The organism is Cohnella fermenti, assembly GCF_004801405.1.
GTDB lineage: Bacteria > Bacillota > Bacilli > Paenibacillales > Paenibacillaceae > Cohnella > Cohnella fermenti.
The window spans coordinates 104,876-130,798 of the sequence record NZ_SSOB01000017.1 but is presented as its reverse complement, the minus strand read 5'-3'; the positions used below and the strand labels follow the sequence as shown (position 1 = coordinate 130,798).

The following is a 25,923-nucleotide window of genomic DNA, read 5'->3' as shown; positions in this document are numbered from 1 at the left end:
GAAGCGGAGGGAATGCATCATGCGGTTATACGATGGAGAAGAAGCGGCGCGCATCCGCGAGCGGTCCGCCGCGATGGAAGCGGCCGGAGAGATCGATGGAGCGCTGCTCGACCTGGCCTACGAGGAGAGGCTGTTCAAGCTGTTCGTGCCGAGCGAGCTGAATGGGCGAATGACCCCGCTTCCGGAGGCGGCGCGGCTGTTCGAGCGGGCCTCCTGGATCGACGGGGCGTTCGGCTGGCTCGTCACGATCGGCTCGGGAGGCGGCTTCTTCGCCGGCACGCTGCCGGAGGAGGAGGCGCGCCGCCTGTTCTCCGGGCGCGAGGCCGTGCTCGCGGGCAGCGGAATGCCGACCGGGCGGGCCGTGTCCGTACCGGGAGGTTATGCGGTGAACGGACGCTGGTCGTTCTGCAGCGGTTCGACGTTCGCGAGCTTCTTCACCGCGAACGTCATGATCGAGCGGGAAGGCGAGGCGGCGGAGATGCGTTCGTTCGCTTTCTTGCCCGAGCAGGTCGAGATCGTTCGGGATTGGAATCCGCTTGGTCTGCGGGCGACCGCCAGCCATACGATCGAGGTGAAGGACGCCTTCGTTCCGGCGGAGATGACGTTCGACATCGTCTCGGAGCCGCGCTTGGACGACGCAATCTACCGCTATCCGTTCCTTCCCTTCGCCCAGGTGAGTTTTGCCGCATCTTCCTTGGGGGTCTATCGGCATTACCTGGACGAGTGCCGTCTGTTCGCGGAGCAGAAGAGCGAGGCGTGGCGCGAGAAGAGCCCGCAGCGCCTTCAGGCGCTGATAGGCGAACTGGAAGAGCAGGAGGGACGGCTGGCGCGGGCTTCGGACGACTTCTATCGGACGATCGACCGCACGTGGCAGACGTTCGAACGCGAGCGCACGCTGCCGGACGAGGACTGGGAAGCCGTCTCCCGAGCGAGCCGGGAAGCGGCTTCGGTCGCCCGCAGCGGCTCGGAGGCGATCTTCCCGCTGCTCGGGATGACCGCGCTCCGGTACGATCATCCGCTCAGCCGCACGTGGCGCGATCTCCATACGGTGACGCAGCATTCCGCGCTGCTGCCGCTGGCGGAATAGAAGAAGGGAAGCGGGGCGGCTTGAGGGCCGTTCGCTTCCCTTCTTCACTTGCACAGAGCCGAATCACTTCTTCTTGGCGATGGAGAAAATAACTGTCTTGTTCGCGTTGTCGATCTGAATGTCCACGTTATCGTCTCCGATGACGGTTTTCCTCGATTCGATCGTTTGCCCCGCCGCCACCTTCGTGCAGATGTCCGAGAACAACTGGCTAAACGTCGAGGCGTTGTAGCCGAACAGATAGTTGCCGAACGTCTGCACCGCTTCCTGGTTGCGGGCGAACGCCCCTTCCCGCAGACGGATGGTGATGCCGTACGTATTGTATTGCGGATCGAGCCAGAGAGTCGTCTCTTCGGTCGGTTCCTTCGCATTCGCCGCCCGGCCCGCGACGCTCGCCTTCTCGTCGGCGTCCTTGTACAAGCGAAGCGTCGTGTCGTACAGATCCTGGTTCGTCCCGCGCAGGGCGCCAGCCTGGGCGAGAACGTCGTACGCGTCGTACATCCGCTGGTCGGGGAACACGACGACCTTCCTTCCGCCGCTCGCCGTCGGTAACGCCCGCTCGAGATCGGCGGCCGATACCGGCACCGCGATCCGGCTCGCAGGCTCGGTCAGACGGTTCAGAATGACGAGCGCCTGCGCCCGCGTGACGATGTCTCCCACGCCGAAGTAGCCGTTCGGGTAGCCTTGGATGATCCCCTTGGCAAGCGTCTCTCCGATGAACTTCTGCTCGCGTTCGCTTGCGCTGCGGATGTCCCCGTAGGAGGAGGCCAGCTTCTGGCCGAACGATTCGTCCTCCAGGTATTCGGTTTCCTTGAGCGTATAATAGATGACTTCGGCGACGTTCTCGCGCGTCATGTCCGTCTGGAAGTCGGCGTAACGGCTCTTGTTCAGGAAGTTAAGGTCGCTGGCCACGTCGATGAACGTCTTCGCCCAGTAGCCCGTCGTGCTGCTCTTGAAGTCGAAGTAGCGATAATCCTGCTTCAGGATCGTCTGGTTCTCGGCGCTCAGCGAATTCAGGAATGGCTGGCTCCAGTTGCGCTCCCCGTTGTTGTACAAGTCGGTCTCGGAGACGATCAGCATCTTGATGAACTGGTCCACCTGGACCGGGGCATCCGGCCGGAAGGTCCCGTCGGGGTAGCCGTCCAGTATGCCTCTGGCCAGCATGTCCTTGATCGTTGCCTCGGCCCAGTGGCCCTTGATGTCCGAGAAGGAAGTCGCGCTTGCGATCATCGCCGCCTTGGCTGTGGTCGTTGTCGCTGCTGCCGCTGCGTCTGCCGTTCCCGCCAACCCCGTCATTCCCATCGTTCCCAACCCAGGAACTAATCCGTTCGCCGTTAATCCGGCCCCCAATAGTGCGCATATCGTGATTGCCGCCGTCAATCTCCGCATGTCTTTCCTCCTGTGTCCAAGTAAGCGTTTCTAGTCGACATTTAATAGCTAATCATACTTGGAACGGGCTGAACACAGGCGGGACGCCTAAAGTGGCGGATTCCGATGGTCGTGATTCGGATGGGCCTTATGGCCTGCAATCCGCGCGAGTCAAGGGATTGGACGTGTCGGGCGGGCGACGGGAACGGCAGGTGAGGAGGCGGGAAATGCCGGACGATAAGGGACGTTATGGTCGCCTTCTGCGAGCGGGGGCGGAATTTCGATGTGGGGAAGCCCTTGCGAGACTTGTGCAAAACCTTCGTGAAACCGCCTCTTCGGAGCGTTGTTGTACGGATTCCTCCACTAACTCTGCTCATCCAGCCTCTCTATAGTTGGCTGTCATCACTACGGATGGACACATACGGAAAATTTTCATGGTATGGGGTGGCAACCTGTCGTGTTGTCATAGTTGTATTTCACATAAAAAGGTTCGCCGGAGGCGGTTGGTGGGTGATTGTATGTGTGGTTTGATACGAACCCTTATGCCTCTTCTCCCCTTGGATCAGGAACCTCCGCTTGCCGATCATGCCCTTTGGTCTTAGGACAACCCATTCCCTTGCACCTCCTTATCCTGAACGAAAGGGAGAAGAGACCTAATGCCGCCAGAGGGAATAGACGCATGGGGGGAGTAGGAAGCGATACCGGGCGGGATGGCGAGTGGAACGAACTCCACTGCCTCCGCCCACCAGCCTCTTCACACTCCTTGCCGGACCTCGGCTATCCACCGTTCCAACCAACCTGATCTGCACAATCATTCTCTCGCCGCGATGCCGACACCCCCTTGACTGCAAAACCGCCAGGAGAAAATCCCCCTGACGGTTTCTGTGTTCGCCCCCTCGATTCGATGCACATTTGCGATTTTATGCGATTTTTCACATTCGTCGACTGGGATAGGCGGGAAATGAGGCGTTTTATGCGGTTTTTAGCATTCGTTCAGCACTTTGAGCCGGAAATGTCTCCACGTATGCTATTTTTCGCATAAAATCGCTCAAACCGCCCGTTATCGAGCCGCATGAATGTGATTTATCGCATAAACTCCCGGCACCGGGCGGCATCGGCAGCTTCCCCCTCTCCAGGGGCCCCCTGTCGTTAGATCATCAGCAGCTCGCGAATCTCCTCTTCGGTAATGGACGACAGCGCCTCTTCGCCAGGTTGGATGACCTCGGCGATCAGGTCCATTTTCCGCTTCTGCAGCTCGACCATCTTCTCCTCGATCGTTCCCTGCGTGACGAGCCGGATGACCTGGACGACGTTCTTCTGCCCGATCCGGTGCGCCCGGTCCGCCGCTTGCTGCTCGACGGCGGGGTTCCACCAGAGGTCGTACAGGATCACCGTGTCCGCCCCGGTCAGGTTAAGCCCCGTTCCGCCCGCGCGCAGCGAGATCAGGAAGATGTCCTGCTCGCCGCCGTTGTAGCGCTCGCACAGCTCGACCCGCTCCTGCGAAGGGGTGGAACCGTCCAAGTAGAAGCAGCTTAAGCCTCGCAGAGCCAGCTCCTCGCGGATGATGGCGAGCATCGAGGTGAATTGCGAGAAGATCAGCATCCGCTTCCCGGAGGCCAGCGCTTCCTCGACGATCTCAAGCAGTTGCTCCAGCTTGCCGGAGTCCCCCTCGTAGTTCTCGACGAACAGGGCCGGATGGCAGCAGAGCTGGCGAAGCCGGGTGAGCCCTGCGAGAATGCGCATGCGGCTCTTCTGGAAGCCGTCCGTCTGCAGATGAACAAGCGTCTCCGCCTGGAGCCGGGCCAAGTAAGCGACGTACAGCTTCTTCTGCTCATCGGTCAGCTCCGACAACTGCAGCGTCTCGATCTTGTCCGGCAATTCCTTCAGGACGTCGCTCTTCATTCTCCGCAGAATAAACGGACGGACCCGCTTGGCGATCGCTTCCCGCGACAGCTCGGCGAACGTCCGCTTGCTGCCGAACAGCTCGGGGAACACAGCGTCGAACAACGACCACAGCTCATCGAGAGAGTTCTCGATCGGAGTGCCGGTGAGCGCGAAGCGGTACTTCGCCTTCAGGAGCTTCACCGCCTGGGCCGTCTGCGTGGCATGGTTCTTGATCGCCTGGGCTTCGTCCATGAAGAGGCAATGGAAGTTCTGCTTCGCATACAGCTCCATATCCCGGCGAAGCAGCGGGTAGGAGGTGATAAGCACGTCGACCTGGCCGAGATCGTCGAGAATGCCGCTTCGCTCCTGCTTGCCCCCTGCGGCGATAACCGCGTTCAGACCGGGGGAGAACTTGGCGAACTCGTTGCGCCAATTGTAGATGAGGGAAGCCGGAGAGACGATGAGAACGGGCAGTCCCGTCTCGCGGATCTTCTCTTGCTCGGACTCGATGAAGGAGATCGCCTGGATCGTCTTGCCGAGGCCCATGTCGTCCGCGAGAATTCCCCCGAAGTGATAGTGGGCGAGCGTCTTCATCCATTGATAGCCGAGCTTCTGGTATTCTCGCAGAACGCGCTCGAGCTCCTGCGGAACCGCGAAGTCGAGATTGTCCGGGTTGCGCATGTTCTCCAGCAATTGCCGGAGCGAACGCCCGAACTTCACGTTCGACCCTCTGGGCTTGGCATCCAGCAGGGAGAGTCCGCGGACGACGGAGAGATCGAGCCGGGAGCCCTTGATCTCCGAAGCGCGAAGCTCCATCTCGTCCATGAGGCTTGCGATCTCCCGGAAGCTCTCGTCCTCGAGGGAGAGGAAGCCTCCCCCGGACAGCCGGTAATAGGACTTCTTCTCGACGAGGTTCCTTAAGATCGCCTGGATCTCCTGCTCGTCGATACCCTCCATGTCGAAGCGAACCTCCAGCCACCTCGTCATCGGGTCGATGTCGAGCATCAGCTTCGGCGGGGCGAGCGGCCGCTCGAGCGTCTCTCTCATCACGTTCGTGGCGGTGACCGCGACCAGCTTCTCAAGCTGGGGAAGGAGCCGGAACTGGAAGCGGTAAATCTCCTCTTCGTCGTCGAGATACAGCTCGCTGCCGTTGTACTTGAAGTCCGCCAGCTCGACGAGGCCCATGATGCGGCTCTCCGTCTCGACGTCCCGCAGCAGGATGCGATCCTCGCGGGTCTGACGGCCTCTGTCCGGGCGCATCGGGTCGATCGTAATGTCGCCGTAGGCATAGGTCAGACGAGCGAGCAGGCGGTCGTTCATCCAATCCAGATCGAGGCTGGCCGCAAGGTGCGGGCTGATGATCCGGTCGGAGACGGCCTGGGCGATGCTCACTTCTCCCATCCTGCGCAGGCCCGGGATGACCCGATCCATGAACGGCTCGATCTGGGCCGGGGGGATGAGCACCTGTCTTGCGGTTTTGTAGGCGAACATTCGCTTGAGCTCGTCGAGCCGCCGCATCGTCTGTTCGTCGACCCGATAGAGCACGGCGTCCGCCGCCACGCAGCCGTAGCTGTCCATGACCTGAATGCGATCGAGGCCGTGGATGTCGAGCTGGTAGCCGTCGCCTGCGGACGGGAGGATCTGGAACTCCAGCGGCAGCGGGGAATCGGTCACTTCGATCGTCTCCGCGAGGCGCATGCCCTGCTCGAACCGGGCGTTCGCTTGCCCGAACAGAGGCAGCAGTTCCTCCCAGGCAAGCGGCGGCAGAATAAGGCTGCGATCCTGCTGCATCAGGAAGCCGGCCCCGACATTGCGATAGGTGTCCCGATACGCTTCTTCGCTGCGGGCGATAAGAATCAGCCGCCGCAGGATGGCCTCGTCCTCCGGGCGGAACAGGTGGATGGAGGGATCGTAGGTGAACAGCTTCGCGAACGGGTAGGAGAGGCGCTGCTCGACGCGGCCGAGGAATTCCTTGATCTTCTGGACGATATACAGCCGCTTCGGCCCGACCTTCATCTCGACGGCGAACAGAGGCGTCCGGCTATGCTCCGAGACGATCCGGCAAGTGAATTCCGCATCGAGGTAGATCGGATCGGCATCCGGCTCCTCCAGCTCGGAGAAGGAAGAGGACGGGGAATCGAACAGCGAGATCATGTTCTTCGTGAACTGAACGTCCCGGCTGCTGAACGCAGGCGGCTCGAGCGGCCGGACCGCAGGAGCCTCGGCTGGCTGCGGCAAGCGGGCCTGCTGCTGATTATAGAGATGAATCAGCACGGCGGCGATATGCTTGCAGTAATATTGGGAATGCCGAGCCTCGCAATCGCAGCGCGCGTCCACGGCTCCGGAATTGTCCAGGACGATGCGCACCCCGTGGCGGACGCTGCCCCAGACGAAGGCGTCGTATCGGCGTTCGGCCTCGTTGAAGCTCACTTCCACGACCCGGTGGGCTTCTTCGTATTTGAGTCCTCGTTCATAAGCGATCTGGCCGCACAGCAGCTTGATCTGCTGAAGCGATAACGAATGGCTCATGCGGAGGTTCCTTCCTCGCTTGCTTCCAGCGAATTGTTATTAATATTTTATTATACCACAGACCACTTGCGGTAAACGAAGGAGGCCTTAAGGGCTATCGAACAGGAGGAACGGCGTGTTGTATGATAGAGATAAAATGCGCATCGACGGAGAAGCGGGAGGGGGGAATCCATGGATCGAGACAGGCTTCGGCTTCTGCAGAACTTGCAGGATACCTATAGCGCCGCCTACAAGCTCAGCATCATAAGCGCCGATTCGCAGGGCATGCCGCTGACGCAGCCGTCGCTGACCGAGAGCGGGGAGGCGCTGGTCCGCTTGTTGAAGCAACTGGAGGGCCACACCATCTACGACGCGATGATCAGGCAGGCTCCCTTCGTTCGCGAGATTCAGGCGGTGACCAAGTACGATTACGAGACGTTTCTCGACATGAAGTATATCGTGGCGCCTCTGAAGCTGCCCGGCGAGCCGAACGGCACGATCTGGGCGGGGCCTTGGCTGGGCGACGGGAGCCGCGAATCCGGCCGGATCGGGGCGGATGCATGCCGAGCTCTTCCTGGCGGCTTGTCCTGCGAGCTTGACTCGATTCCTGCCGCGCACAGCTCTTCTTCCTCCGAGCTGATGGCTCGGGTCCGCGAATTTGCCGAGCTGGCGGCCGCAATTCTGAAGCGGGGCGAAGACGACGAGCGGCGTTGCGAACGCCAATTGGCCGAGCTGCAGTCGTTCACCCGCTGGACGTCGACTCCCGCCGCCGATATGGACGAGGAGGAAGCGCTGCGCTTCATGCAACACATGGGCGGCTTCGACGTTGTCGGCTATGCTGGAAGAATAGAGCTGGAGCGGTTCGAGATCGCGGCCGCGGCGGGCGAGAGGAGCGCGAGGCTGATCGGGCAGTCGTTCCACTCGGGCGAGGGCTGCCTCGGCCATGCCGCCCTAATCCGGAAGCGAACGACCTGGGAGCTGGCGTCCGGCAGGGCGGGGGCGTCCCTGTTCTCCGAGGCCGGCTGCGAGCTCGATTGGCTCGTCGGTTATCCGGTCTGCGACGGCGGAGTGGTGCGCGGGGTGCTGTTCGGAGGGATGGCCGCGTCAAGAAGGCCGTCGCCGCTCATGCTGGAGCTGCTCCATGTGCTGGCGAACCGTTGGGGCGACTACCTGCAAGGCTCCGGTCTGCGCGCGGTGCAGAAGCGGCAAGCGCTGCTGCTGTCGATGCTCGGCGAGATTCACGATTCGGTCGGTGCGATTCAGGACCTGGATCGGCTGCTCTCGGTCATGGTCGAGACGATGCACAGACTGACGGGCGGCGTCTTCAGCGGTCTGGCGCTGTTCGGGCTGCGGGGGAGAGCCGAGGAAGTACAGATGGTGTCCAAGGGATTGAACGCGGAGCAGGTCGCCCGTTATGCCGGAGAGCTGTCGGAACGATACCTTGCTCTGGAGTCGAAGGCAAGCAGGCCGAAGGACCGGAAGCCTGTCTTCCGGAAGACGGGCTGGGGAGCCCCCGCGCTGGAGATTCCCCTCTATGACGGCAGGCGCATCGCAGGCGTTCTGTCCGTCGGGCTGTCGGAGAAGAGAGCAGGGGAGGCGGAACGCTTCTTCCTCTCGTCCTTGGCGCTTATCGGAGAGCTGCGGCTGTTCGAGCTTCGGCAGCAGGAGCCGGCTTCCGGCCGCAATGCGCTGGAATTGCTCGGCCATTCGTTCTCCTTCTGGGACCCGGAGGCCCATTCGTCGCTTCTTAGGAAGCGGGATCTGCTGGCGGAATTTGCCGGTCGGCTGGGCTTCTCTTCGGAGGGGCGGAAGCGTCTCGATCAAGCGCTGACGGTGAGCGGCTATGGGATGTCCTTCCTATGGGAGACGATCCCCGGGCATGCCGATGCCCTCTTGCTTCTGGACGAGGCGCAATCCGTCATCGCCCATCGCGGCCAAGCGGACGCTTATCTGGAATTCGGATACAGCCAGGAGGCTCAGGTTCTTGCGCTCGTGATCGGTCATCCCGGAGCAGACGGGGGGATTCAATCCGTCGCGCTCGGCATCCGGGCCGCCTTCGAGGAGCTGCTGGAGGATCGGATGCCGAGCGTGAGCCTCGTGGCGGTCGGCAATGCCTGGACCCGGAGGGACGAAGAGGAGCCGGCCTACGCGACCCTTACCTTGCGGGAACGCGAGGTGCTCGAGCTGCTGATTCAAGGCTGCACCAACCAAGACATCGCGGAGAAAATGTTCATAAGCGCCCATACGGTCAAAAATCATTTGACCAAAATATACATGAAGCTGGGAGTCGTGGATCGGACGGCGGCGATGGTCAAGCTGCTGCGGAATTGATTCGCTTGCCTCCTTGTCGACAATAGCGCCCGTTAGTCCTTAGGGACCTGACGAGGCGTTTTTTTGTTAGAGTCGGCGGCTGTGAAAAAAGCCCTATTCCCGGAGGAATGCCTTCCTGCCTCCAACACATGGAAACGGGAAGTGTCGAGGATTGGAGCTTACATGCTTTGCCAGCATAATGAAATTGAGGAAAATTCCCAATTGGAATAACCGGACGACCGGAACAGGGCTAGAGAAAGGAGAGGGTGAGAGGCAGATGAACCTTGACAACATGTCCGACTATTTGGGGCTGTTCCTGGACGAATTGGACGAGCAGCTTCAGATCCTGGACGAACGGCTTCTGGAGCTGGAGAGGAACTCCTTCCATCCGCACACGATCGGGACGATCTTCCGGGCGGCGCATACGCTGAAGGGGTCCTCGGCGGCGATGGGGCTCAGCCGGATCAAGGAACTGACCCACCAGATGGAGAACATCTTCGACTTGATGCGCGGCGATCGGCTGGCGGTCAGCCCGTCGCTTATGAATGTGCTGTTCGAATGCATAGACGCGATCAAGGCGATGAAGGGCGACATTCAGCAGGGACGCGGAGAGAACGATCGCGATATCGGCGGCCTGCTCGGCAGATTGACTCCGTTCGCGCAGGGGCAAGGCGCAGCCGTCGAGGGATTGGCGCGAATGCGGTCCCCGGAAGCCGGGACCGACGACAACGGGCAAGGAATCGAGCTTGACGTCTTCCACAGCAAGGCGATTGCTCATGCCTGGGAGAAGGGAGTCCGCGCTCTGCGGGTGCGCGCCTGCTTCATGCCGGACGAGTCGTTCGCCTATGCCCGGGCGCTCGTCCTGAACAACCTGTTGGAGGAGCTCGGGGAAGTGATCGCGGCCTATCCGGCACCGGAGGATCTGGCGGACCCGCATTCTTCCTATGACTGCGTCGAGCTCCTGCTTCTGACGGAAGAAGCGGGCGAAGTCGTCGGCTTCAAGCTGTCCCAGGTGTCGCAGATGGGCGCCATCGAGGTGAAGCCGGTGGAGCCGGATGAGCTCGCCCGGGAGGAGCTGACGCCTCGCGCCGAGAATGCCGCAGACGCCCCGGCGACAGAGCGCTCCGAGACGGAAGCGAAGGCGGCAAGAGGCGGCAGAGCGGTCCGCGTCGACGTCGAGCGGCTCGAGAAGCTGATGAACCTGGTCGGGGAATTGCTCATCGACAACACAAGGCTGCACGAGGTCAGGAAGAGACTGACCGAGCAATATGGGGAACAGCCCGATATCAACGACCTGGGGGACATCGCCCATCAGATCGACAAGGTGATCGGCGATCTTCAGGACGGGATGATGAAGACGAGAATGCTGCCGATCGAGCAGTTGTTCAACCGGTTCCCCCGCATGATGAGGGACGTTGCCCAGCAGGTCGGGAAGGAGATCGACCTCGTCATGGAAGGGAAGGAGACGGAGCTCGACCGGACGCTGATCGAGGAGATCAGCGATCCGATCATCCATATCCTTCGCAATTCCGCCGATCACGCGATCGAGCCTCCGGACGAACGGGAACGTCTCGGCAAACCTAGGGCGGGCACCGTCCTGCTCAAGGCCGCGCACCAGGACAATCATATCGTGATTGCCGTCTCGGACGACGGCCGGGGGATCGATGCGGCGAAGATCAAGGCGGCTTCCGTCGCCAAGGGAGTCCTCACGCAGGCGGAGGCCGACCGGATGTCGGATCAGGAGGCGGTCCGCCTGATCTTCCGCTCCGGCATCTCGACCGCGAAGCAGGTCACGGACCTGTCGGGCCGGGGCGTGGGAATGGACATCGTGCGCGCGCATATCGAACGGCTGAACGGGCTCGTCGACATCGACACGAAGGCGGGAGTCGGCACGACGTTCACGATCAAGCTGCCGCTTACGCTCGCGATCATCCGCTCCTTGCTTGTCGGGGTGGGCGAGCATTCGCTTGCCCTGCCGCTGGTGAACGTCGTCGAGATTGTTCGCCTCGAGCCGGAGCAGCTTCAGCGTCTGCAGGGGCAGGACGTGTGCGTGATTCGCGGCTCCGTCTTCCCGCTCGTGCGCCTGGCGGACAAGCTCGGTCTTCGCGGGCGTGAAGCTGAAGCGCCTGCCGAATCGGGAGCGAGGCCGCTCGTCGTGATGATCGGCGTGGCGGAGAAGCGGGTATGCCTTGTCGTCGACCGCACGATCGGCAACCAGGAGATCGTGATCAAGTCGCTTGGCAGCTACGTCGGGCAAGTTCCGTATCTGGCCGGCGCGACCTTGCTCGGCGACGGCCGAATCGGGCTCATTCTCGATGCGGCCGCCTTCTGCCGCGAGGAGCACCTGGCGTTCCGCCAAGAGGAGCGGCATGCGGATCAAGGCGTCGGAGCGGAGACGGAGGAGCAGTATGTCTCCTTCCGCATGGAGCGGGAGCAGTATGCCATTCGGGCCGGCAAGGTCAGGGAGATTATTACGGTGCCGCAACTGTCCACCATCGCGGCGTCGCCGGGCGGGGTTATGGGGATGATCCATCTGCGCGGCCGCACCGTGCCGGTTCTCGACTTGAGCCGCGGCCTCGGACTCGCTCCGCGTTCGCAGCGGGATACCTCCAGAATTATCGTGATGGAATTGGACGGGCGGGAGCTCGGCATATGGACGGACGAGATCGGAGCCATCCTCAAGATTCGCAAGAGCGGGATCGAAGCGGCGACGGATGTGCTGCCGTCCGTCCAATCCGATTGGATCGAAGGGGTCTATCACGAGGATGGGCGGATGATCATCCTGCTCGGAATCGATAAGCGGCCGCCGCGTCTGGACGAAGCGCTGTCGCTCAGGGAAGTTCTGTTATCCTACTAAACGCACAACAAATCAGAAGCAGAAGGGGCGCATCAAGAGATGAAGTTGACGATCCGGAAAAAATTGCTGGGCAGTTTTGTCGCCGTGTTGGCTCTTATGATCGTAATTACGGTTATCTCCTTGAACCAGATGAACCGAATGGGGAATAACGCAAGCGAGATCAGAGACCGTTGGATGCCGAGCATGTCGAACATGGCCCAATTGACTCCTTACGTGATCAGCGTGCAGCGAAGCCTGCTGCAGATCGCTCTCGAGACCAATCCGCAAGAAGAAGAGAAGCTCAAGCAGAAGCTGGACGAGAGCCTTGCCGCGATCGAGAAGCTTCGCGCAGAGCTGCTGTCGCTGATGGTCAGCCAGCAAGCCAAGGATATCTACGCCGGCTTCAGCAAGGATTACGATGCGTTCGTTGCGGCGATTCCCGACGTCCTGGCGGCCGGAATGGGCGAGGAGGACATGAAGCAAGTGACTGCCAAGCTGGCCGAAGTGCAGCCGAGCTTCTCGGCGGCGCAGGATCAATTGGTCCAGCTTCTGACCATGGCGATGGAGAAGTCGAACGCTTCGGCGAGCGATTCGGTGGACGTCGTCGATTCGAGCCGCGTGCTCGTCCTGGTGCTTAGCGCGATCGCGATTGTGCTCGCGCTGCTCCTCGGCCTCTGGATCTCGCAGCTCATCGCCTCCCCGCTGCGCAAGGTGGCCGATCTGCTGGCCAAGGTAGCGACGGGAGACTTGACGGAGAAGACGACGATCCGCCAGCATGACGAGATCGGCCAGGTCGCCGGCACGATGAACGGGATGATCGACAGCCTGAGGCAGCTTGCGGGCAATATCTCGACTTCGGCCCACAATGTGGCGGCGGCCTCCGAGCAGATCTCCGGCTCGTCCCAGGAGATCTCGGGCAGCGTCGTCGACCAGGCGCGCAACGTGCAGAGCATCAACGAGCTGATTCGCGAGCTGTCCCGAGCCATCGATTCGGTAGCCAGAAGCGCGGAGGAAGCGGCGGCGCTGTCCGATAACACGCGGCAGGGCGCGGCCGAGGGAGGCCGAGTCGTCGACGAGTCGCTGCGGGCGATGGATCAGGTCGGCGAATCGATGTCCCGGCTGCGAGACGATTCGGACAAGATCGGAGACATTCTCGAGGTGATCGCCGACATCGCCGAGCAGACGAACCTGCTCGCCCTGAACGCGGCGATCGAAGCCGCGAGGGCGGGAGAGCAGGGACGGGGCTTCGCGGTTGTCGCCGATGAGGTCCGCAAGCTGGCGGAGAGAAGCTCGGGAGCGACGAAGCAGATCGGGACGATCATCAAGGGGATGCAGGGCAATACGCTCCAGAGCGTCGATGCGGTAGAGAAGGCCATTCTGGCATCGCGCCGCACCGGCGAGGCGCTTCAGGGCATTATCGCCAGCGCGAACGAGACGGCCAGCCAAGTGGCGGAGATTGCGGCGGCGAGCGAGGAGCAGGCGGCTCAATCCGAGAATGTGCTGCAATCGATCGAGACGATCTCGGCGGCGAGCGACCAAGTGGCGGCGGCGTCGGAGCAGACCTCGGCATCGACGGTGTCGTTGGCGGGGCTGGCGGAAGAGCTTCAGAAGAACGCCATGGCGTTCAAGTTCTAGGCGATCGCGAGGGAATGGCGATGAGCGCATCGAAGGAGCAGCACGTGAAGCTGGAAGTGGCCGGACAGCGATACGCGATCCGGATCGACGAGATTGCGGAGATCATCAAGCCGCCGCATGTGACGAAGATTCCCGGCAGCAAGCCGCATATTCTGGGCGTGACGAACGTACGGGGGAACATGGTGCCGATCGTCAGCCTTCGGCATCAATTGGGCCTGGAGGAGAACGGCTTCTCCTCCAGGTCGCGAATTGTGGTCGCCCGCTACCGCGGGGAACAAGTCGGCATCAAGGTAGACGGAGTGTCCCAGGTGGTCCGGCTCGACTCGATTCAGCCGGCCGAGGAAGGAAGGACGAGCAGGGAAGGAATCGCTTGCGAGGCGATCGGACATTCGGACGAGGGATTGGTCGGGATTCTGAGTTTGTCTCGCATTCTGGAGGTGCAAGACGAATGGCGCGAATCTTGATTGCGGACGACGCTCCGATCATGCGCGAGCTGCTGGCGAATCTTCTGGTCGGCGGCGGCCACGAGATCGTAGCGGAAGCGCGCAACGGGCTGGAGGCGCTCGAACTCTACATCAAGCATCGGCCGGATCTCGTTACGATGGACATCTCGATGCCGGTCATGGACGGCATTGCGTCCATCCGCCACATTCGGGAGATCGAGCCGGAGGCCAAGATCATCATCTTCTCGGCGCTCAGCCAGCAGAACATGATCGCGGATGCGGTCCGGGCCGGGGCATGGGACTTCGTAACCAAGCCATTCTATGAGAATCGGGTGCTAGACGTCGTCTCCAAGGCGCTCGCCACCCGGAACATCGACGCGGAATAGAACGAACGCGACAGCATCTGCCCGCCTCCGGGCGCAGAGGCTGCCGCGTTTTTTTTGGCAATTCCGGAAGTTATAATATCTCTGCCCTGCGGGGATGAGAACGGGAAAGCGACAGACCGCTGGTCGGCGATAGGAATAATTCCCTTCCTCTGGCTCCATATTATCCCTATCGCTCAACTTCCTCTGTTCGTCGCAGTTTCTCTGTCCGTTTACGTCATTTAACGCAGAGGGAAGTTCGATTCTTGCACTTGCATCAATCCAAGACAAGGAAAGCGGAGGAATAAATGATGAGATGGTTCGGTCAACTGCTGCCGCCGTTCCGCCGCACCCGTTCCTCCCATTCCGGAGGAGGCTCGACTGCGGGGACCAGACGAGGGCTGCGACGCGGCGACGAATTGACAGGGTCCCTATCCAGGAGAGTGGCCGACAACCTGTCCCTTATACGGGAATTGTTCGGGGATAGCGTCGATCTGATATCGCGCGGGCTGGGCGGAAGCGCGGGGCAACCGTGGTTGGGCATCGTGTACCTGGAGCCTCTCGTGGACGCCGATCTGGTCAACCGATGTGTGTTGATGCCATTGGTCGACAAGGTGAAGGAGAATGGTCCTGTCGAAGGGATCGGGCAGCTTCACGATCTTCTCCCGATCGGACGGCTGGCCGAGCTCGATCAGATAGGGGATTTGATGACGCATCTGCTGAGCGGATATACGATCATCCTCCTCGAAGGGGCCGCCGCCTTCGCCGTGTCCACGATTGGCGGAGAGAAGCGCAGTGTCGACGAGCCGACCTCGCAGACTGTCACGAGAGGGCCGAAGGAGAGCTTCACGGAGAGTCTGCTCACGAATATGACGCTGCTTCGCCGCAGACTCAAGTCGCCGGATCTTCGCGTGGAGGGATTCACAATTGGCCGGAGAACACGAACCTTTGTCAATATGGTCTACATGGAAGGAATCGCCGCTCCCGGACCCGTCAAGGAAATTCGCAGGCGGCTTGGCCGGATCGATGTCGACAGTATCCTTGACAGCGGCTATATTGAAGAGTTTATCCAGGAGGAGAGGTGGACGCCGTTCCCGACTATTCAGAACACGGAACGGCCCGATGCGGCTTCGGCCGGCTTGTTGGAGGGCCAGATCGCAGTAGTCGTCGACGGCAGTCCGTTCGTTCTGTTGGCGCCGTCTACCTTCGTAAAGTTCTTCCAGTCGAGCGAGGATTATTACCAACGCTACGATATCTCATCGTTCCTTCGCATGATCCGGTACATCTGCTTCTTCGTCTCCATTCTGTTGCCTTCCTTATACATTGCGGTAACGACGTTCCACCAGGAGATGCTGCCGACGCCGCTGCTCATCAGCCTGGCTTCCCAGAGGGAAGGGGTGCCGTTCCCTGCGCTTGTTGAAGCCTTGTTAATGGAGTTAACCTTCGAGGTGCTGCGCGAGGCGGGCGTGCGGATGCCTCGGGTCGTCGGGCCGGCGATCTCGATCGTCGGCGCTCTCGTACTTGGACAAGCGGCCGTGCAGGCCGGGCTCGTATCCGCGGCAATGATCATTGTCGTATCCTTCACGGCGATAGCGAACTTCGTTATTCCTTCGGTAAACATGGCGGCCGGCGCAAGGCTGATCCGCTTCGTATTGATGTTGGTCGGCGGAACGCTCGGCTTGTTCGGCATTATGTGCGGTCTTATGGTGATGGTCGTCCATCTCGTGAGCCTCAAGTCGTTCGGAATTCCGTATATGACGCCGCTCGCTCCGCTTGTCTGGAACAACCTGAAGGATGTCTGGATTCGCGTTCCATGGCCTCTGATGAAGACGCGTCCTACTCTTCCAAGGACAGAGGCCGCCGGCGGGCAAGGCGATGTCAGAAGGCAAGCCGAAGGAAGCGAAGCGGACAGTCATGCGAACAGCGCAAGCCGCGAACCGGAAACGAATTCCAATTCCGAGCGATAAGAGGTGGCCGATGAGTCAGAGCATAACAAAGCTTCAAGGAACGGCGATCGTTCTGATGGCGATCTCTCCGACGGCTATGCTTGTCGTGCCGAAGAATGTCATGAACGTTGTCGAGCAGGATGCCTGGATGTCGCTCGTCTTATCCATTGCCGTTGCCGCTGTTGCCGCCTGGGGCTTGGGAAGCTTCGCCTCACAGGCCATCGGAGGAGTTCCTTACCAACGCTGGCTCCGGGGGAAGGCAGGCAGATGGGTGGCGACGCTGGGGGGAGGGCTGCTGGCCGCGTATTACTATTCAATCGCATCGGTCGCCTTGCACGAGTTTATCAGCTTCGTCTCCGCGGAAGTTCTCGAATACACGCCCAAGACCGTGCTCAAAGGGGTTGTTGTGCTCGTGTTGATGTTCATGGCTGCGCAGGGCATTGAAGCGACCGCCAGAATTTGCGTTCTTGCCATGCTGGCGATGGCGCCGCTGATGCTGCTTGCCTTCGTTCTGCTTCTGGGCGAGATGGATTGGCATCAACTGCTGCCGATTGCCGACCATTCCTGGCACTCCGTTGCTCTGGGGGGCATCGTTCCGTTCGGCTGGTTCTCGGAGTCGGCCATTATCCTTCTGATCGCTCCATATATGATCAGACAGAAGGATGCTGTCGGCAGCGCGGTAAACGGAGTGCTTATATCAGGCAGCATGCTGCTCTTCACCGTCCTGCAATCGCTGCTCGTCTTCGGCCCTCGCCTGGTTCGGTCAATGGATTATGCCCCCTTCGAGCTATTTGCTCTGATCGAAGTGGGCAACTTCTTCGAGAGAGTGGAGGTGTTGTTCATTGTCTTCTGGATGGCTACCGTCTTCCTGAAGCTCGGTTTATTCTTCCAGGGGGCGGTTCATCTGCTCGAGACAACCCTGAGAATGCCGTTCCGCCGAATGCCGTTGCTCGCGGGAATCGGTCTCCTGCTGTGGCTTGATTCGTCGACCAGTTGGCCGCGCGATATGAACGAAACATTGACTACCTCGGTGACGACTGCATTGTTATTCGGCTGCAATCTGCTGCTCCCTCTTCTGCTGGCCGCGCTCTGCCGGCTGCATGGGCGAGTTGAGCGTTCCGGAGGAGACGGTGCCAATGAATAGAAGGATGAGTCGAACGCTTCTGCCGTTGGCGTTAATGGTCATTGTTCTGACCGGATGTTGGGATCGAACGGAACTGAACGAGCTGTCGATCACCTCGGCGACGGCGGTGGATCGGAAGGGGGACCGCTGGGTGGTCTCCTATCAGGTGCTGATTCCGTCCGTCGTCTCCGGCGCGTCGGGGCCGATGAAGGGCGGCGCGCAATTGCCGATTACCGTATACACGACGGAAGGGCCGACCATTCGGGAGGCGATCTACCAGAGCACGCTGGAGAGCCCGCGCACGCTGTTCTTCTCCCACAATCGCGTGTTGATTGTCGGGGAAGAGCTGGCCAAGGGGGGGTTAAGCGAGCTCATCGACGTTTATCTGCGCAATTCCGATTCCCGCGAGACGGTGACGGTATTGATCGCGAAGGGGGAAGGGCGCAAAATTCTGGAGCAGCTGCTTCAAATCCAGATTATCCCCGGAGACGGCATTCGGGAGACGATGAAGACGGAGTCCGAGAACTACTCAGCGTTGCCGTACGTCAATATGTACTCGCTCGCGAAGGCGTTGACAAGCGAATCGAACAGCGCCGTCATTCCGGAGATCTTCATCTCCGGGGGAGCTCCCGTAACCTCCGAAGAGCAATTCAACAGCACAACGATGTCGTCCAAGCTGAAGCTGGGCAAGCTTGCGATACTTCGCGACGGAAGGCTGGTCGGCTGGCTCAAGGTCCGTGATGCGCTCGGAGTGAATTTTATCCGGAACCAGGTGAAGAAGACGGTCATCTCTCTGGGATGCGGCCAACAGAACGAAGCGACGGAAGGGCCGGGCCATTCCTCGTCGATGTTCGCGGTCAAGCTGCTTCATTCCGCGACGACGATTAAACCCGTTCTGCAAGGAGGCGACGAGCCGCTGCGGATGCTGGTGAAGGTCAAGGCGGAGGGGACGCTGCTGGAGACGGACTGCAAGGCGGATCTCGACAGGCAGGACACCATAAAGGAGATGGAGCGGCAGCTGGAGGAAGAGATTCGGAGCGTTATCCGGAACGGCTTCGGGGAGACACAGAAGCTGCAGACGGACATCGTCGGCTTCGCGGACATGATTCATCGCCGTTATCCGAAGCGTTGGCGGGAGATGAAGAAGGCATGGTCGCAGGCCTATGCGGAGATCAAGCTGGAGACGCAGGTCGACTTCACGTTGAGAAGACTGGGGCTGACAAGCAAATCATTCACGAAGCTCGACGAAGAGTCGCGAGGGGGAGAGGAATGAGACTGGTTATGGTTCTGGCGGGATTCGTTCTCGCGACGGTGTGGGGATGGTCCAAGCTCAATAGGGACGGAGGCAAGGGAACGGAGAAGGCGCTGTACACGGTGATCGTCGCGATCAGCGCCTATATCGCCGCAGCCGGCCTTCTGTCCTGGCCGATCTGGTCGCCGGTTCGTTTGTTCCGGGCGCCCTTCGTTCCCTTCGGCCGCTGGCTTGAATGGGCGCTCATTGGCGCCTAAGAGGATGTGCCTGCACGCTTGATTACTTGAGTGGAACGACGTGCACGAGCTGGGAGGAGGCGGTCACCTTGATGATGCCCCTGCCCTTGTCGTACTCGAGCTTGCCGGACCCCGCATCCGCATGGGGCGAGGAGCCGAGCACGTAGAACATGTCGTCGGCGAGCGTGCGGATGCACACGTCCCGCTCCGGCTTCTCCAGCTCGTTCCATTCCTCGGACGTCATCTCGAACGTCTCGTAGCAATCGGGAATATCCTCGAGCGCACGGGACAGTTCATCCAGAATCTCGTCATAGGGGCGCGAATATCGAATCGCCATAGCGTTCACTTCCTTTCGATTGTACCTGTTTGGAGTCATTATACCTTATTAGCCGGATTTTAAGACGTGCGGGCGGACAAGTCAAATCTCGGGGAGGCCGGCTGTCGCGGGGAGCGCTGGCGGCCGGCGGTTGCGAGCGTCTTTTGCTTGCGTCGCGGCAAATCCGCTATAATAGGTGAGTTGCGAGAAGATCGGATTCGGACATATCCCCGGGAGATGATGTTATGACGACAGGACAGCGCTGGCGAACGTTCTTGTTTAAACCGTTCGTCTTCTTCACGATTCTAATGGTTCTCAAAATCTACTTGGCCCACTTCGTTATCTTCGAGAACGAGAGCGCCCTGGTGCCTCTTGCGACCGGATTGCCTTCGGTGTGGCTTGTGTTCTGCCTGGTCGAGCTTCTCTTCCCCAGGTGGAAGCTGGGCGCCTACACGATTGCGAATCTGCTCATGACGAGCATCTACTTCGCCGTCATCATGTACTACAAATACTTCGGAGTGATCGTCACCTACCATGCTCTCCAGCAGGTAAACCAGGTGACCGAGGTCAAGGGCAGCGTCTTCTCGCTGATGCACCCTTACTTCCTGCTGATCTACGTCGATATCGTGCTGATCTTCATCGCGCTGCTGGCGAGCAAGAAGCTGCGGCGGTGGAGACGGGAGGCGGCGGTTCGCGAAGGCACCCGCACCTTCGCCGCGATCGGCGTTCTTGCTCTGGTCGCCTGCTTCTGCATCGTATGGCCGCAGCGGCATAGCATGAACGAGCTCGTGCAAGCCCAAGGCATGGGCATTCTGAATTACGAGGTCTATGTCGGCTTCGCCGCCTCCAAGGACGAACCGGTCGACGTCGGCTCGATCACGCCGGAAGCCGTCTCTCAGCTCAAAGGCGCAGAGCGGCCGGACAGCCCCGCTTATTGGGGAGCCGCCGAAGGCAAGAACGTGATCGTCATCCAGCTCGAGGCGTTCCAGAACTTCTTGATCGGCCTGCAGGTGGACGGCAAGGAGATCACTCCCAACCTGAACAAGCTGGCCGGCGAGAGCCTCTACTTCAATCATTTCTTCCAGCAGGCGGGGCAAGGCAATACATCGGATGCCGAATTCGTCGTGAACACGTCGTTCCTGATTCCGCAGCACGGCGCGGCTTCCCAGGTGTACGCCGACAGAGAGCTGCCGAGCATGCCGCGCACGTTCGGGGAACACGGCTACGACACGGCCACCTTCCACACGAACAACGTGGAGTTCTGGAACCGCAAGGAGCTGTACAAGGCGCTGGACTGGAACCGTTATTACGATAACGAGTTCTTCGGCGACGAGGATACGGTCATGTTCGCGGCATCCGACGAGGTGCTGTACTCGAAGACGGCGGACGAGCTGGCGAATATGCAGGCGGCAGGCAAGCCGTTCTATGTCCAGGTCATCTCCATGTCGGCGCACCATCCGTTTAACTTGCCGAAGCGCAAGTCGAAGATGGAGCTTCCCGAGAGGTACAAGGACACGCTTGTCGGCGATTATATCGAAGCGCAGAATTACGCGGATTGGGCGCTGGGGCAGTTCATCGAGCAGCTTAAGTCGAACGGGGTGTGGGACAACAGCCTGGTCGTCATCTACGGCGATCATCAGGGGCTGCCGATCTATTCGCTCACGGCGGACGAGAAGGATCTGATGAAGGAGATCTACGGGCGCGAGTACAAGGTTCAGGACATGATGAACATCCCGCTCATTCTGAAGCTTCCCGCTCCGGCTCCGGGCGAGCCTGCGGTCGAGCCGAAGACGTTCGAACAGCTTGGCGGGCAATCCGATCTGTTCCCGACAATCGCGAACCTGACGGGTATCTCGCTGGACGATCACGTGCTGTTCGGCCAGGATATTCTGAATACGGAGAACAACGTGCTGCCGGAGCGTTATTATCTCCCTTCGGGTTCGTTCCTGAACGAGGACGGCGTGTTCATTCCTGGAAAAGGTTACGAGGACGGGCAGTTCGAGACGTTCGCCGGAGAGCGGGACGAGGAAGAGCAGGACGAGGGAGAGTCGGGCGCGACGGAGGAGCAATATGACCAAGCGCTCGAGCTGCTCAGCATGTCGGACACGTACGTTCGCTCGCTGCCGAAGCATGAATAACAACAAGGGCCGTCCCCATCGGGACGGCCCTTGTTGTTATTCGGAGCGGTGCGTTCTCTCGTCGGAGGCCGCGGATATCCTCTTCGGATGGATATTCGGCTCGCCGCCGTCATACGCTACGAAGGAACAGCTTGCGGTAGTGCTGCTTGATCTCATCGACGGAGAAGCCCAGGTCGCCTCTGAGCTGAAGGTAGGCGATCGGGTTCAAGGTGGAGAGGAGGGTGTGCGACAGGAACGAGGGGCAATCGTTCCCTGCGGCCGGCATTGCATCCTCGACCAGCGACGAGATCGTATCCTTCAGATAGAGATAGAAGGGCGAGCGGAAGAATGCGCTGCTCTCCTTCTCGCTCATATACACATTGTGCAGAGGGATCAAGAGGCGCGACTTCGCTTCGATGAAGTCGACCAAGAGATCGAGCACGGCCCCGAGCCGAGCTTCGGCGGAGTCGGCCCGAAGGCGGGCGATCGTCGCCTCGATCTCCGCCTGCAGCGCATGGCTCGTATCCTCCATCAGATCGGAACACAATTCGCCCTTGTGGGCATAGCGACGGTATAACGTGCCCTGCCCGATTCCGGCGGTCTTGGCGATCTGGTGCATGCTTACCTCATTGACCCCGTAGGCGTCGAACAGGCTCCGGGCCGTCTGCAGAATCAGTTTGCGATTGTCGGCGGCATCGGCTCGCTCGCGGCATCTCATGCGGGTTCCCTCCTGCGCGAATTCGTTCGCAAGAAATACAGTAGAATATATTGACATCCGGACAATTGTCCGCTAGTCTAATATCGAAGTTAAGCGGACAATTGTCCGCATATAGAAGGCGTGTCTGTTCCATCATGCTAATGTCCTTATTTTAACGTGATCGCGCTGCAGCGGTCAACGAGATTGGGGAGAAAAGCGTCCGTGGGGCCGGCAAGCCGATTGGGAGAGTGGAGAGGCAAACATGTCAGCTCAAGCAAATCAAGCAAGTTCGGGATCGTCCGGCTCGATTCGTTCCTTGCTCGGACCGCTCGTCGCGATTATCGTCGGCTTGTTCATGGTCATTCTGGACGGGACGGCGGTCAATGTCGCCATCCCCAAGCTGCAGCAGGAATTCAGCAGCTCCTTGTCGCTCGTGCAATGGACCGTCACCGGGTACGCGCTCGCGCAAGCGGCCATCATCCCGCTGGCGGGTTGGCTGTCGGACCGATTCGGAGCCAAGCGAATCTTCCTTATCTCGGTTGGGATGTTCACCGTCGGCTCGCTGCTCTGCGCCTTGGCGAACTCCGCCGAGCTGCTGATCCTGTTCCGCGTGCTGCAGGGCCTCGGGGGCGGCGTCGTCATGCCGATCTCGATGGCGTTCATCTATCGTCTGGCGCCGCCGGAGAAGGTAGGAGCCGTCATGGGCATGATGGGCATTCCGATTCTGCTGGCGCCGGCGCTCGGGCCCGTGCTCGCGGGTTGGATGGTCGATTACGCCGCCTGGAACTGGATCTTCCTGATCAATCTGCCGATCGGCGTCATCGCCGTTCTGATCGGCATTCGCACGCTGCCGAATATCAGCCGCCAGTCGGTCGCTTCGCTTGATATTCTCGGCATGCTGCTTGCGCCTCTGGCATTCGCGGCTCTGTCTTACGGGGTTACCGAAGGCGCAACGAGCTGGACGTCGACGAAGACGCTCGTCGGCATCGCGATAGGAATCGTGGCGCTGCTCGCCTTCATCGTAGCCGAGCTTCGGCGGCAGAATCCGCTGCTCGAGCTGAGAGTGTTCGCCTCCGGCAACTTCTCGCGGGGAATTATCGTGCAGTGGGTATCCCAGTTCGCGCTGTTCGGAACGTTCTTCCTCGTTCCTATCTTCCTCCAGACGGCGAAGGGCTATTCGGCCTTCGACACCGGGCTGATCATGCTGCCGCAAGCGATCGCCTCCGGCCTCTTCATGCCGATCGGCGGCAAGCTGTCCGACCGCTTCGGAGCGCGTCCGCTCGTTCTGTCCGGCATGGCTCTCGTTGTGATCGCGGCGTTCTTCCTGTCGCGGATCGAAGCCGGCGACGGCAACCTGGCGGTTATGTTCCCGCTGGCCTTGCTCGGTGCGGGAATGGGTCTGTTCATGATGCCGCTGAATACGCATCTGATCCAGTCGGCGCCGCAGAACCTGGTCGGCCGCGTCACCTCGCTGACGAACGCCTTCCAGCAGGTCGTCTCCTCTCTGGCGGTTGCCACCTTGACGACGATCTCCGGCAACCGGATGAAGGATCTGCTCGTCGAGTCGCAGAAGCAGGCTCCCGGCGTCGAAGAATGGACGTCCGCCTTCAGCTATACGTTCTTCCTGCTGATCTTCATCGGAATCGCGGGCGGCGTTCTCGGCATCCTGCTCCGCCGGCCGAAGGTCGATCCGAACGCGGCGAAGTCGAGCGAAGTCCATATAATGGTCTGATAAGCCGCATGAAATTGGTCGACCCCTGCCGGGTATCCCGGCAGGGGTCATTCTCTTTAAGAAGTATAAGCGCAACCGCGCGATTTTTCCCGAATCACTTCACGAAAACAACGATAGCCCTTCCTCTCAATCGTCCTTGCGGTTCCGAAGACCGCTCCAGTTGAGATTCCGTGTTCCTTCCAGCAGCCAATGTAATAAGGATGTTGTGGGGGCAAAGAGAGGACAATCATTCACCCCAATTTAGAGGAAACATCAGAGGGTCACACTTAACTAATATTTCATTTTACTCGCAAACGATCACGTTGTCAACAATCTCTTCGGAAGATCGGCGGTGACAACCGTTCCTTGACCGGGAGCGGAATCGACTTGAGCGGTGCCTCCTACGCCGCGAGCCCTCTCCTCCATGCTGAACAGGCCGACGCCTTGCCGCTCCGGAAGCGGCGCGAAGCCGACCCCCTCGTCCTCGATGCACACATGGATGAACCCGTCGGATTCCCACACCTCCACTCGGGCCTCGAGCACCTTGGCGTATTTTCCAATATTCGTAAGCGCCTCCTGGACGATCCGATACAGCGCGGTCTCGATGCGACGGTCGAAGCGGGCGGACAGCTTGCAGGAGAAGCGCACCTGAATGCCGTAATGCTGCGTGAACAGCTCCGTATAGCTGCGCAGGGCCGGGGCGACGCCGAGATCGTCGAGCACCGAAGGTCGCAGCTCCCAGGCGAGTCCGCGGACGTCCTGCATAAGCGAAGACAGGTCCTGACGGATATTTGCCAGCTCGGGCGCGTGCCCGGGCTCCGCAAGCAGTCGGTCGAGCTGGATCGCCAGGCCGAAGAGGCTCTGCCCGATCCCGTCGTGAAGCTCCCGGGAGATTCGCTTGCGCTCCTCCTCCTGAATGTGCATGACGCGCGTCATCATCCGCTTCAGCTCGGCCTCCGCGTTCTTGAGCGGCGTCACTTCATTGCGGATCGCGAGGAATTGGTAAGGCTCCCCGTCCTTGTTCAGGAAGGGAACGATCGTCGTATAGACCCAGTAAAGGGAACCGTCCTTCGCCCGATTGCGCAGCTCGCCTCGCCAGACCCGCCCGGACAGAATCGTCTCCCACAGCTCATGGAAAAACTCCTTGCCGTGATAGCCGGAGTTGACGATCCGATGGTCGCGGCCGATCAGCTCGGCGCGGCTGTACTTGGAGATCTCGCAGAACTTGTCGTTCACGTATTGAATTCGGCCCTTCTGATCGGTGACCGCCACGATGGACGATTCGTCCAAGGCAATCTTAAGCTGGGTAAGCTGCTTCAACATCTCCTTCAGGTCTTCTCTCGCGAGTTCCTCGGAAGGATCGCTGAGTTGAGCGAGAAGCTCGCTGGCCTTGCGTCCGATCGGATTAGGAGTCAAAATTCAACAGTCCCTTCTTGAGCGCGTATTTGACGAGATCCGGGCGGGTGCGAAGGCCAAGCTTCTCCATGACGTGCGCCTTGTGCGTCTCGACGGTCTTCACGCTGATGATCAGGTTCTCGGCAATGTCCTTGTTGGAATAGCCCCGCGCGATCCAGGCGAGCACTTCCTTCTCCCGTTCGGACAACGATTCGTAAGCGTCCGAGTTGTCGCCGCGTTTGATCCGTTCCATGTATTCGTTCATGAGGCGCTTCGTCGCGGTGGGGTACAAGTAGGCGCTGCCGGTGGACACCGATTCGATCGCAGACAGCAGCTCCTCGTGCGGAGCGCTCTTGAGCACGTAGCCGGAGGCGCCGGCATGGATCGCCCGGAATAAATATTCGTCGTCATCGTGCATCGACAGCACGAGCACGTTCGTATCCGGAAGCAGCTTCTTCAGCTCCGCCGTCGCGCTCAGTCCGTCCTTCCCGTGAGGCATGCTGAGGTCCATCAGCACGACGTCCGGCTTCAGCTCGGCAGCCAGTCGGATCGCTTCGTCTCCGTCCGCGGCGTCTCCGACGACCGTCAAGCCGCTCTTGGCGTTCAGAAGCATCCGCAGTCCGGACCGGACGACGGCGTGATCATCCACAAGCAGGATTCGAATCAAACCATTCCCTCCCTAACGATTGCCGCTATGCTT

At 60.3% G+C, this 25,923-nt stretch carries 18 protein-coding genes; 12 read left to right on the top strand and 6 right to left on the bottom strand.

Features of this window, described 5'->3' with window-relative positions:
- Window positions 1–19 precede the first annotated feature (19 nt).
- Window positions 20–1,087: an acyl-CoA dehydrogenase family protein gene (locus E6C55_RS15300; protein ID WP_136370668.1), complete on the top strand. Its 1,068-nt coding sequence runs from the start codon at window positions 20–22 to the stop codon at window positions 1,085–1,087.
- A gap of 63 nt (window positions 1,088–1,150) precedes the next feature.
- On the opposite strand, the gene E6C55_RS15295 is transcribed toward E6C55_RS15300, so the two are convergent.
- A complete protein-coding gene (locus E6C55_RS15295; RefSeq protein WP_136370667.1) occupies window positions 1,151–2,473 on the bottom strand; it encodes an S-layer homology domain-containing protein in 1,323 nt (440 codons plus the stop codon).
- A 1,128-nt stretch (window positions 2,474–3,601) separates the two neighbouring features.
- Window positions 3,602–6,865 (bottom strand): DEAD/DEAH box helicase, encoded by a 3,264-nt coding sequence (locus E6C55_RS15290; protein ID WP_136370666.1) that lies wholly within the window; start codon window positions 6,863–6,865, stop codon window positions 3,602–3,604.
- A 171-nt stretch (window positions 6,866–7,036) separates the two neighbouring features.
- Between E6C55_RS15290 and E6C55_RS34690 the strand changes: the two genes are divergently transcribed.
- The 9 genes from E6C55_RS34690 (at window position 7,037) to E6C55_RS15245 (ending at window position 19,008) form a co-directional block, all read left to right on the top strand.
- Window positions 7,037–9,175: a helix-turn-helix transcriptional regulator gene (locus tag E6C55_RS34690; protein ID WP_230986698.1), complete on the top strand. Its 2,139-nt coding sequence runs from the start codon at window positions 7,037–7,039 to the stop codon at window positions 9,173–9,175.
- A 256-nt stretch (window positions 9,176–9,431) separates the two neighbouring features.
- Window positions 9,432–12,011, top strand: coding sequence for a chemotaxis protein CheW (locus E6C55_RS15280; RefSeq protein WP_168735662.1), 2,580 nt, complete (start codon window positions 9,432–9,434; stop codon window positions 12,009–12,011).
- A 39-nt stretch (window positions 12,012–12,050) separates the two neighbouring features.
- Complete coding sequence (locus tag E6C55_RS15275) at window positions 12,051–13,625, top strand: methyl-accepting chemotaxis protein (RefSeq protein ID WP_136370664.1); 1,575 nt, start codon at window positions 12,051–12,053, stop codon at window positions 13,623–13,625.
- A 20-nt stretch (window positions 13,626–13,645) separates the two neighbouring features.
- A complete protein-coding gene (locus E6C55_RS15270; RefSeq protein WP_168735661.1) occupies window positions 13,646–14,089 on the top strand; it encodes a chemotaxis protein CheW in 444 nt (147 codons plus the stop codon).
- Entirely contained in the window at window positions 14,074–14,454 is a 381-nt protein-coding gene (locus E6C55_RS15265; RefSeq protein WP_136370662.1) for a response regulator, read from the top strand. Before E6C55_RS15270 ends, E6C55_RS15265 begins: the two co-directional genes overlap by 16 nt.
- A gap of 284 nt (window positions 14,455–14,738) precedes the next feature.
- The gene (locus E6C55_RS15260) at window positions 14,739–16,397 is read left to right on the top strand and encodes a spore germination protein (protein WP_230986697.1); all 1,659 of its coding nucleotides are present in this window, start codon (window positions 14,739–14,741) and stop codon (window positions 16,395–16,397) included.
- A 10-nt stretch (window positions 16,398–16,407) separates the two neighbouring features.
- Window positions 16,408–17,520 (top strand): GerAB/ArcD/ProY family transporter, encoded by a 1,113-nt coding sequence (locus E6C55_RS15255; RefSeq protein ID WP_168735660.1) that lies wholly within the window; start codon window positions 16,408–16,410, stop codon window positions 17,518–17,520.
- Window positions 17,513–18,772: a Ger(x)C family spore germination protein gene (locus E6C55_RS15250; protein ID WP_168735659.1), complete on the top strand. Its 1,260-nt coding sequence runs from the start codon at window positions 17,513–17,515 to the stop codon at window positions 18,770–18,772. The genes E6C55_RS15255 and E6C55_RS15250 overlap by 8 nt, the downstream gene beginning before the upstream one ends.
- On the top strand, window positions 18,769–19,008 hold the full coding sequence (locus E6C55_RS15245; RefSeq protein ID WP_136370659.1) for a hypothetical protein: 240 nt from the start codon (window positions 18,769–18,771) through the stop codon (window positions 19,006–19,008). The genes E6C55_RS15250 and E6C55_RS15245 overlap by 4 nt, the downstream gene beginning before the upstream one ends.
- Window positions 19,009–19,030: 22 nt before the next feature.
- On the opposite strand, the gene E6C55_RS15240 is transcribed toward E6C55_RS15245, so the two are convergent.
- On the bottom strand, window positions 19,031–19,324 hold the full coding sequence (locus E6C55_RS15240) for a hypothetical protein (protein ID WP_136370658.1): 294 nt from the start codon (window positions 19,322–19,324) through the stop codon (window positions 19,031–19,033).
- A gap of 224 nt (window positions 19,325–19,548) precedes the next feature.
- On the opposite strand from E6C55_RS15240, the gene E6C55_RS15235 reads away from it, so the two are divergent.
- Complete coding sequence (locus tag E6C55_RS15235; RefSeq protein WP_136370657.1) at window positions 19,549–21,441, top strand: LTA synthase family protein; 1,893 nt, start codon at window positions 19,549–19,551, stop codon at window positions 21,439–21,441.
- A gap of 109 nt (window positions 21,442–21,550) precedes the next feature.
- Here the strand turns inward: E6C55_RS15235 and E6C55_RS15230 are convergent, their stop codons facing one another.
- The gene (locus E6C55_RS15230; RefSeq protein WP_168735658.1) at window positions 21,551–22,138 is read right to left on the bottom strand and encodes a TetR/AcrR family transcriptional regulator; all 588 of its coding nucleotides are present in this window, start codon (window positions 22,136–22,138) and stop codon (window positions 21,551–21,553) included.
- 241 nt (window positions 22,139–22,379) lie between these two features.
- On the opposite strand from E6C55_RS15230, the gene E6C55_RS15225 reads away from it, so the two are divergent.
- The gene (locus E6C55_RS15225) at window positions 22,380–23,849 is read left to right on the top strand and encodes a DHA2 family efflux MFS transporter permease subunit (protein WP_136370655.1); all 1,470 of its coding nucleotides are present in this window, start codon (window positions 22,380–22,382) and stop codon (window positions 23,847–23,849) included.
- A 297-nt stretch (window positions 23,850–24,146) separates the two neighbouring features.
- On the opposite strand, the gene E6C55_RS15220 is transcribed toward E6C55_RS15225, so the two are convergent.
- Both E6C55_RS15220 and E6C55_RS15215 read right to left on the bottom strand, forming a co-directional pair.
- On the bottom strand, window positions 24,147–25,160 hold the full coding sequence (locus E6C55_RS15220) for a PAS domain-containing sensor histidine kinase (RefSeq protein ID WP_230986701.1): 1,014 nt from the start codon (window positions 25,158–25,160) through the stop codon (window positions 24,147–24,149).
- Window positions 25,161–25,233: 73 nt separating this feature from the next.
- A complete protein-coding gene (locus E6C55_RS15215) occupies window positions 25,234–25,890 on the bottom strand; it encodes a response regulator transcription factor (protein ID WP_136370654.1) in 657 nt (218 codons plus the stop codon).
- Window positions 25,891–25,923 lie beyond the last annotated feature (33 nt).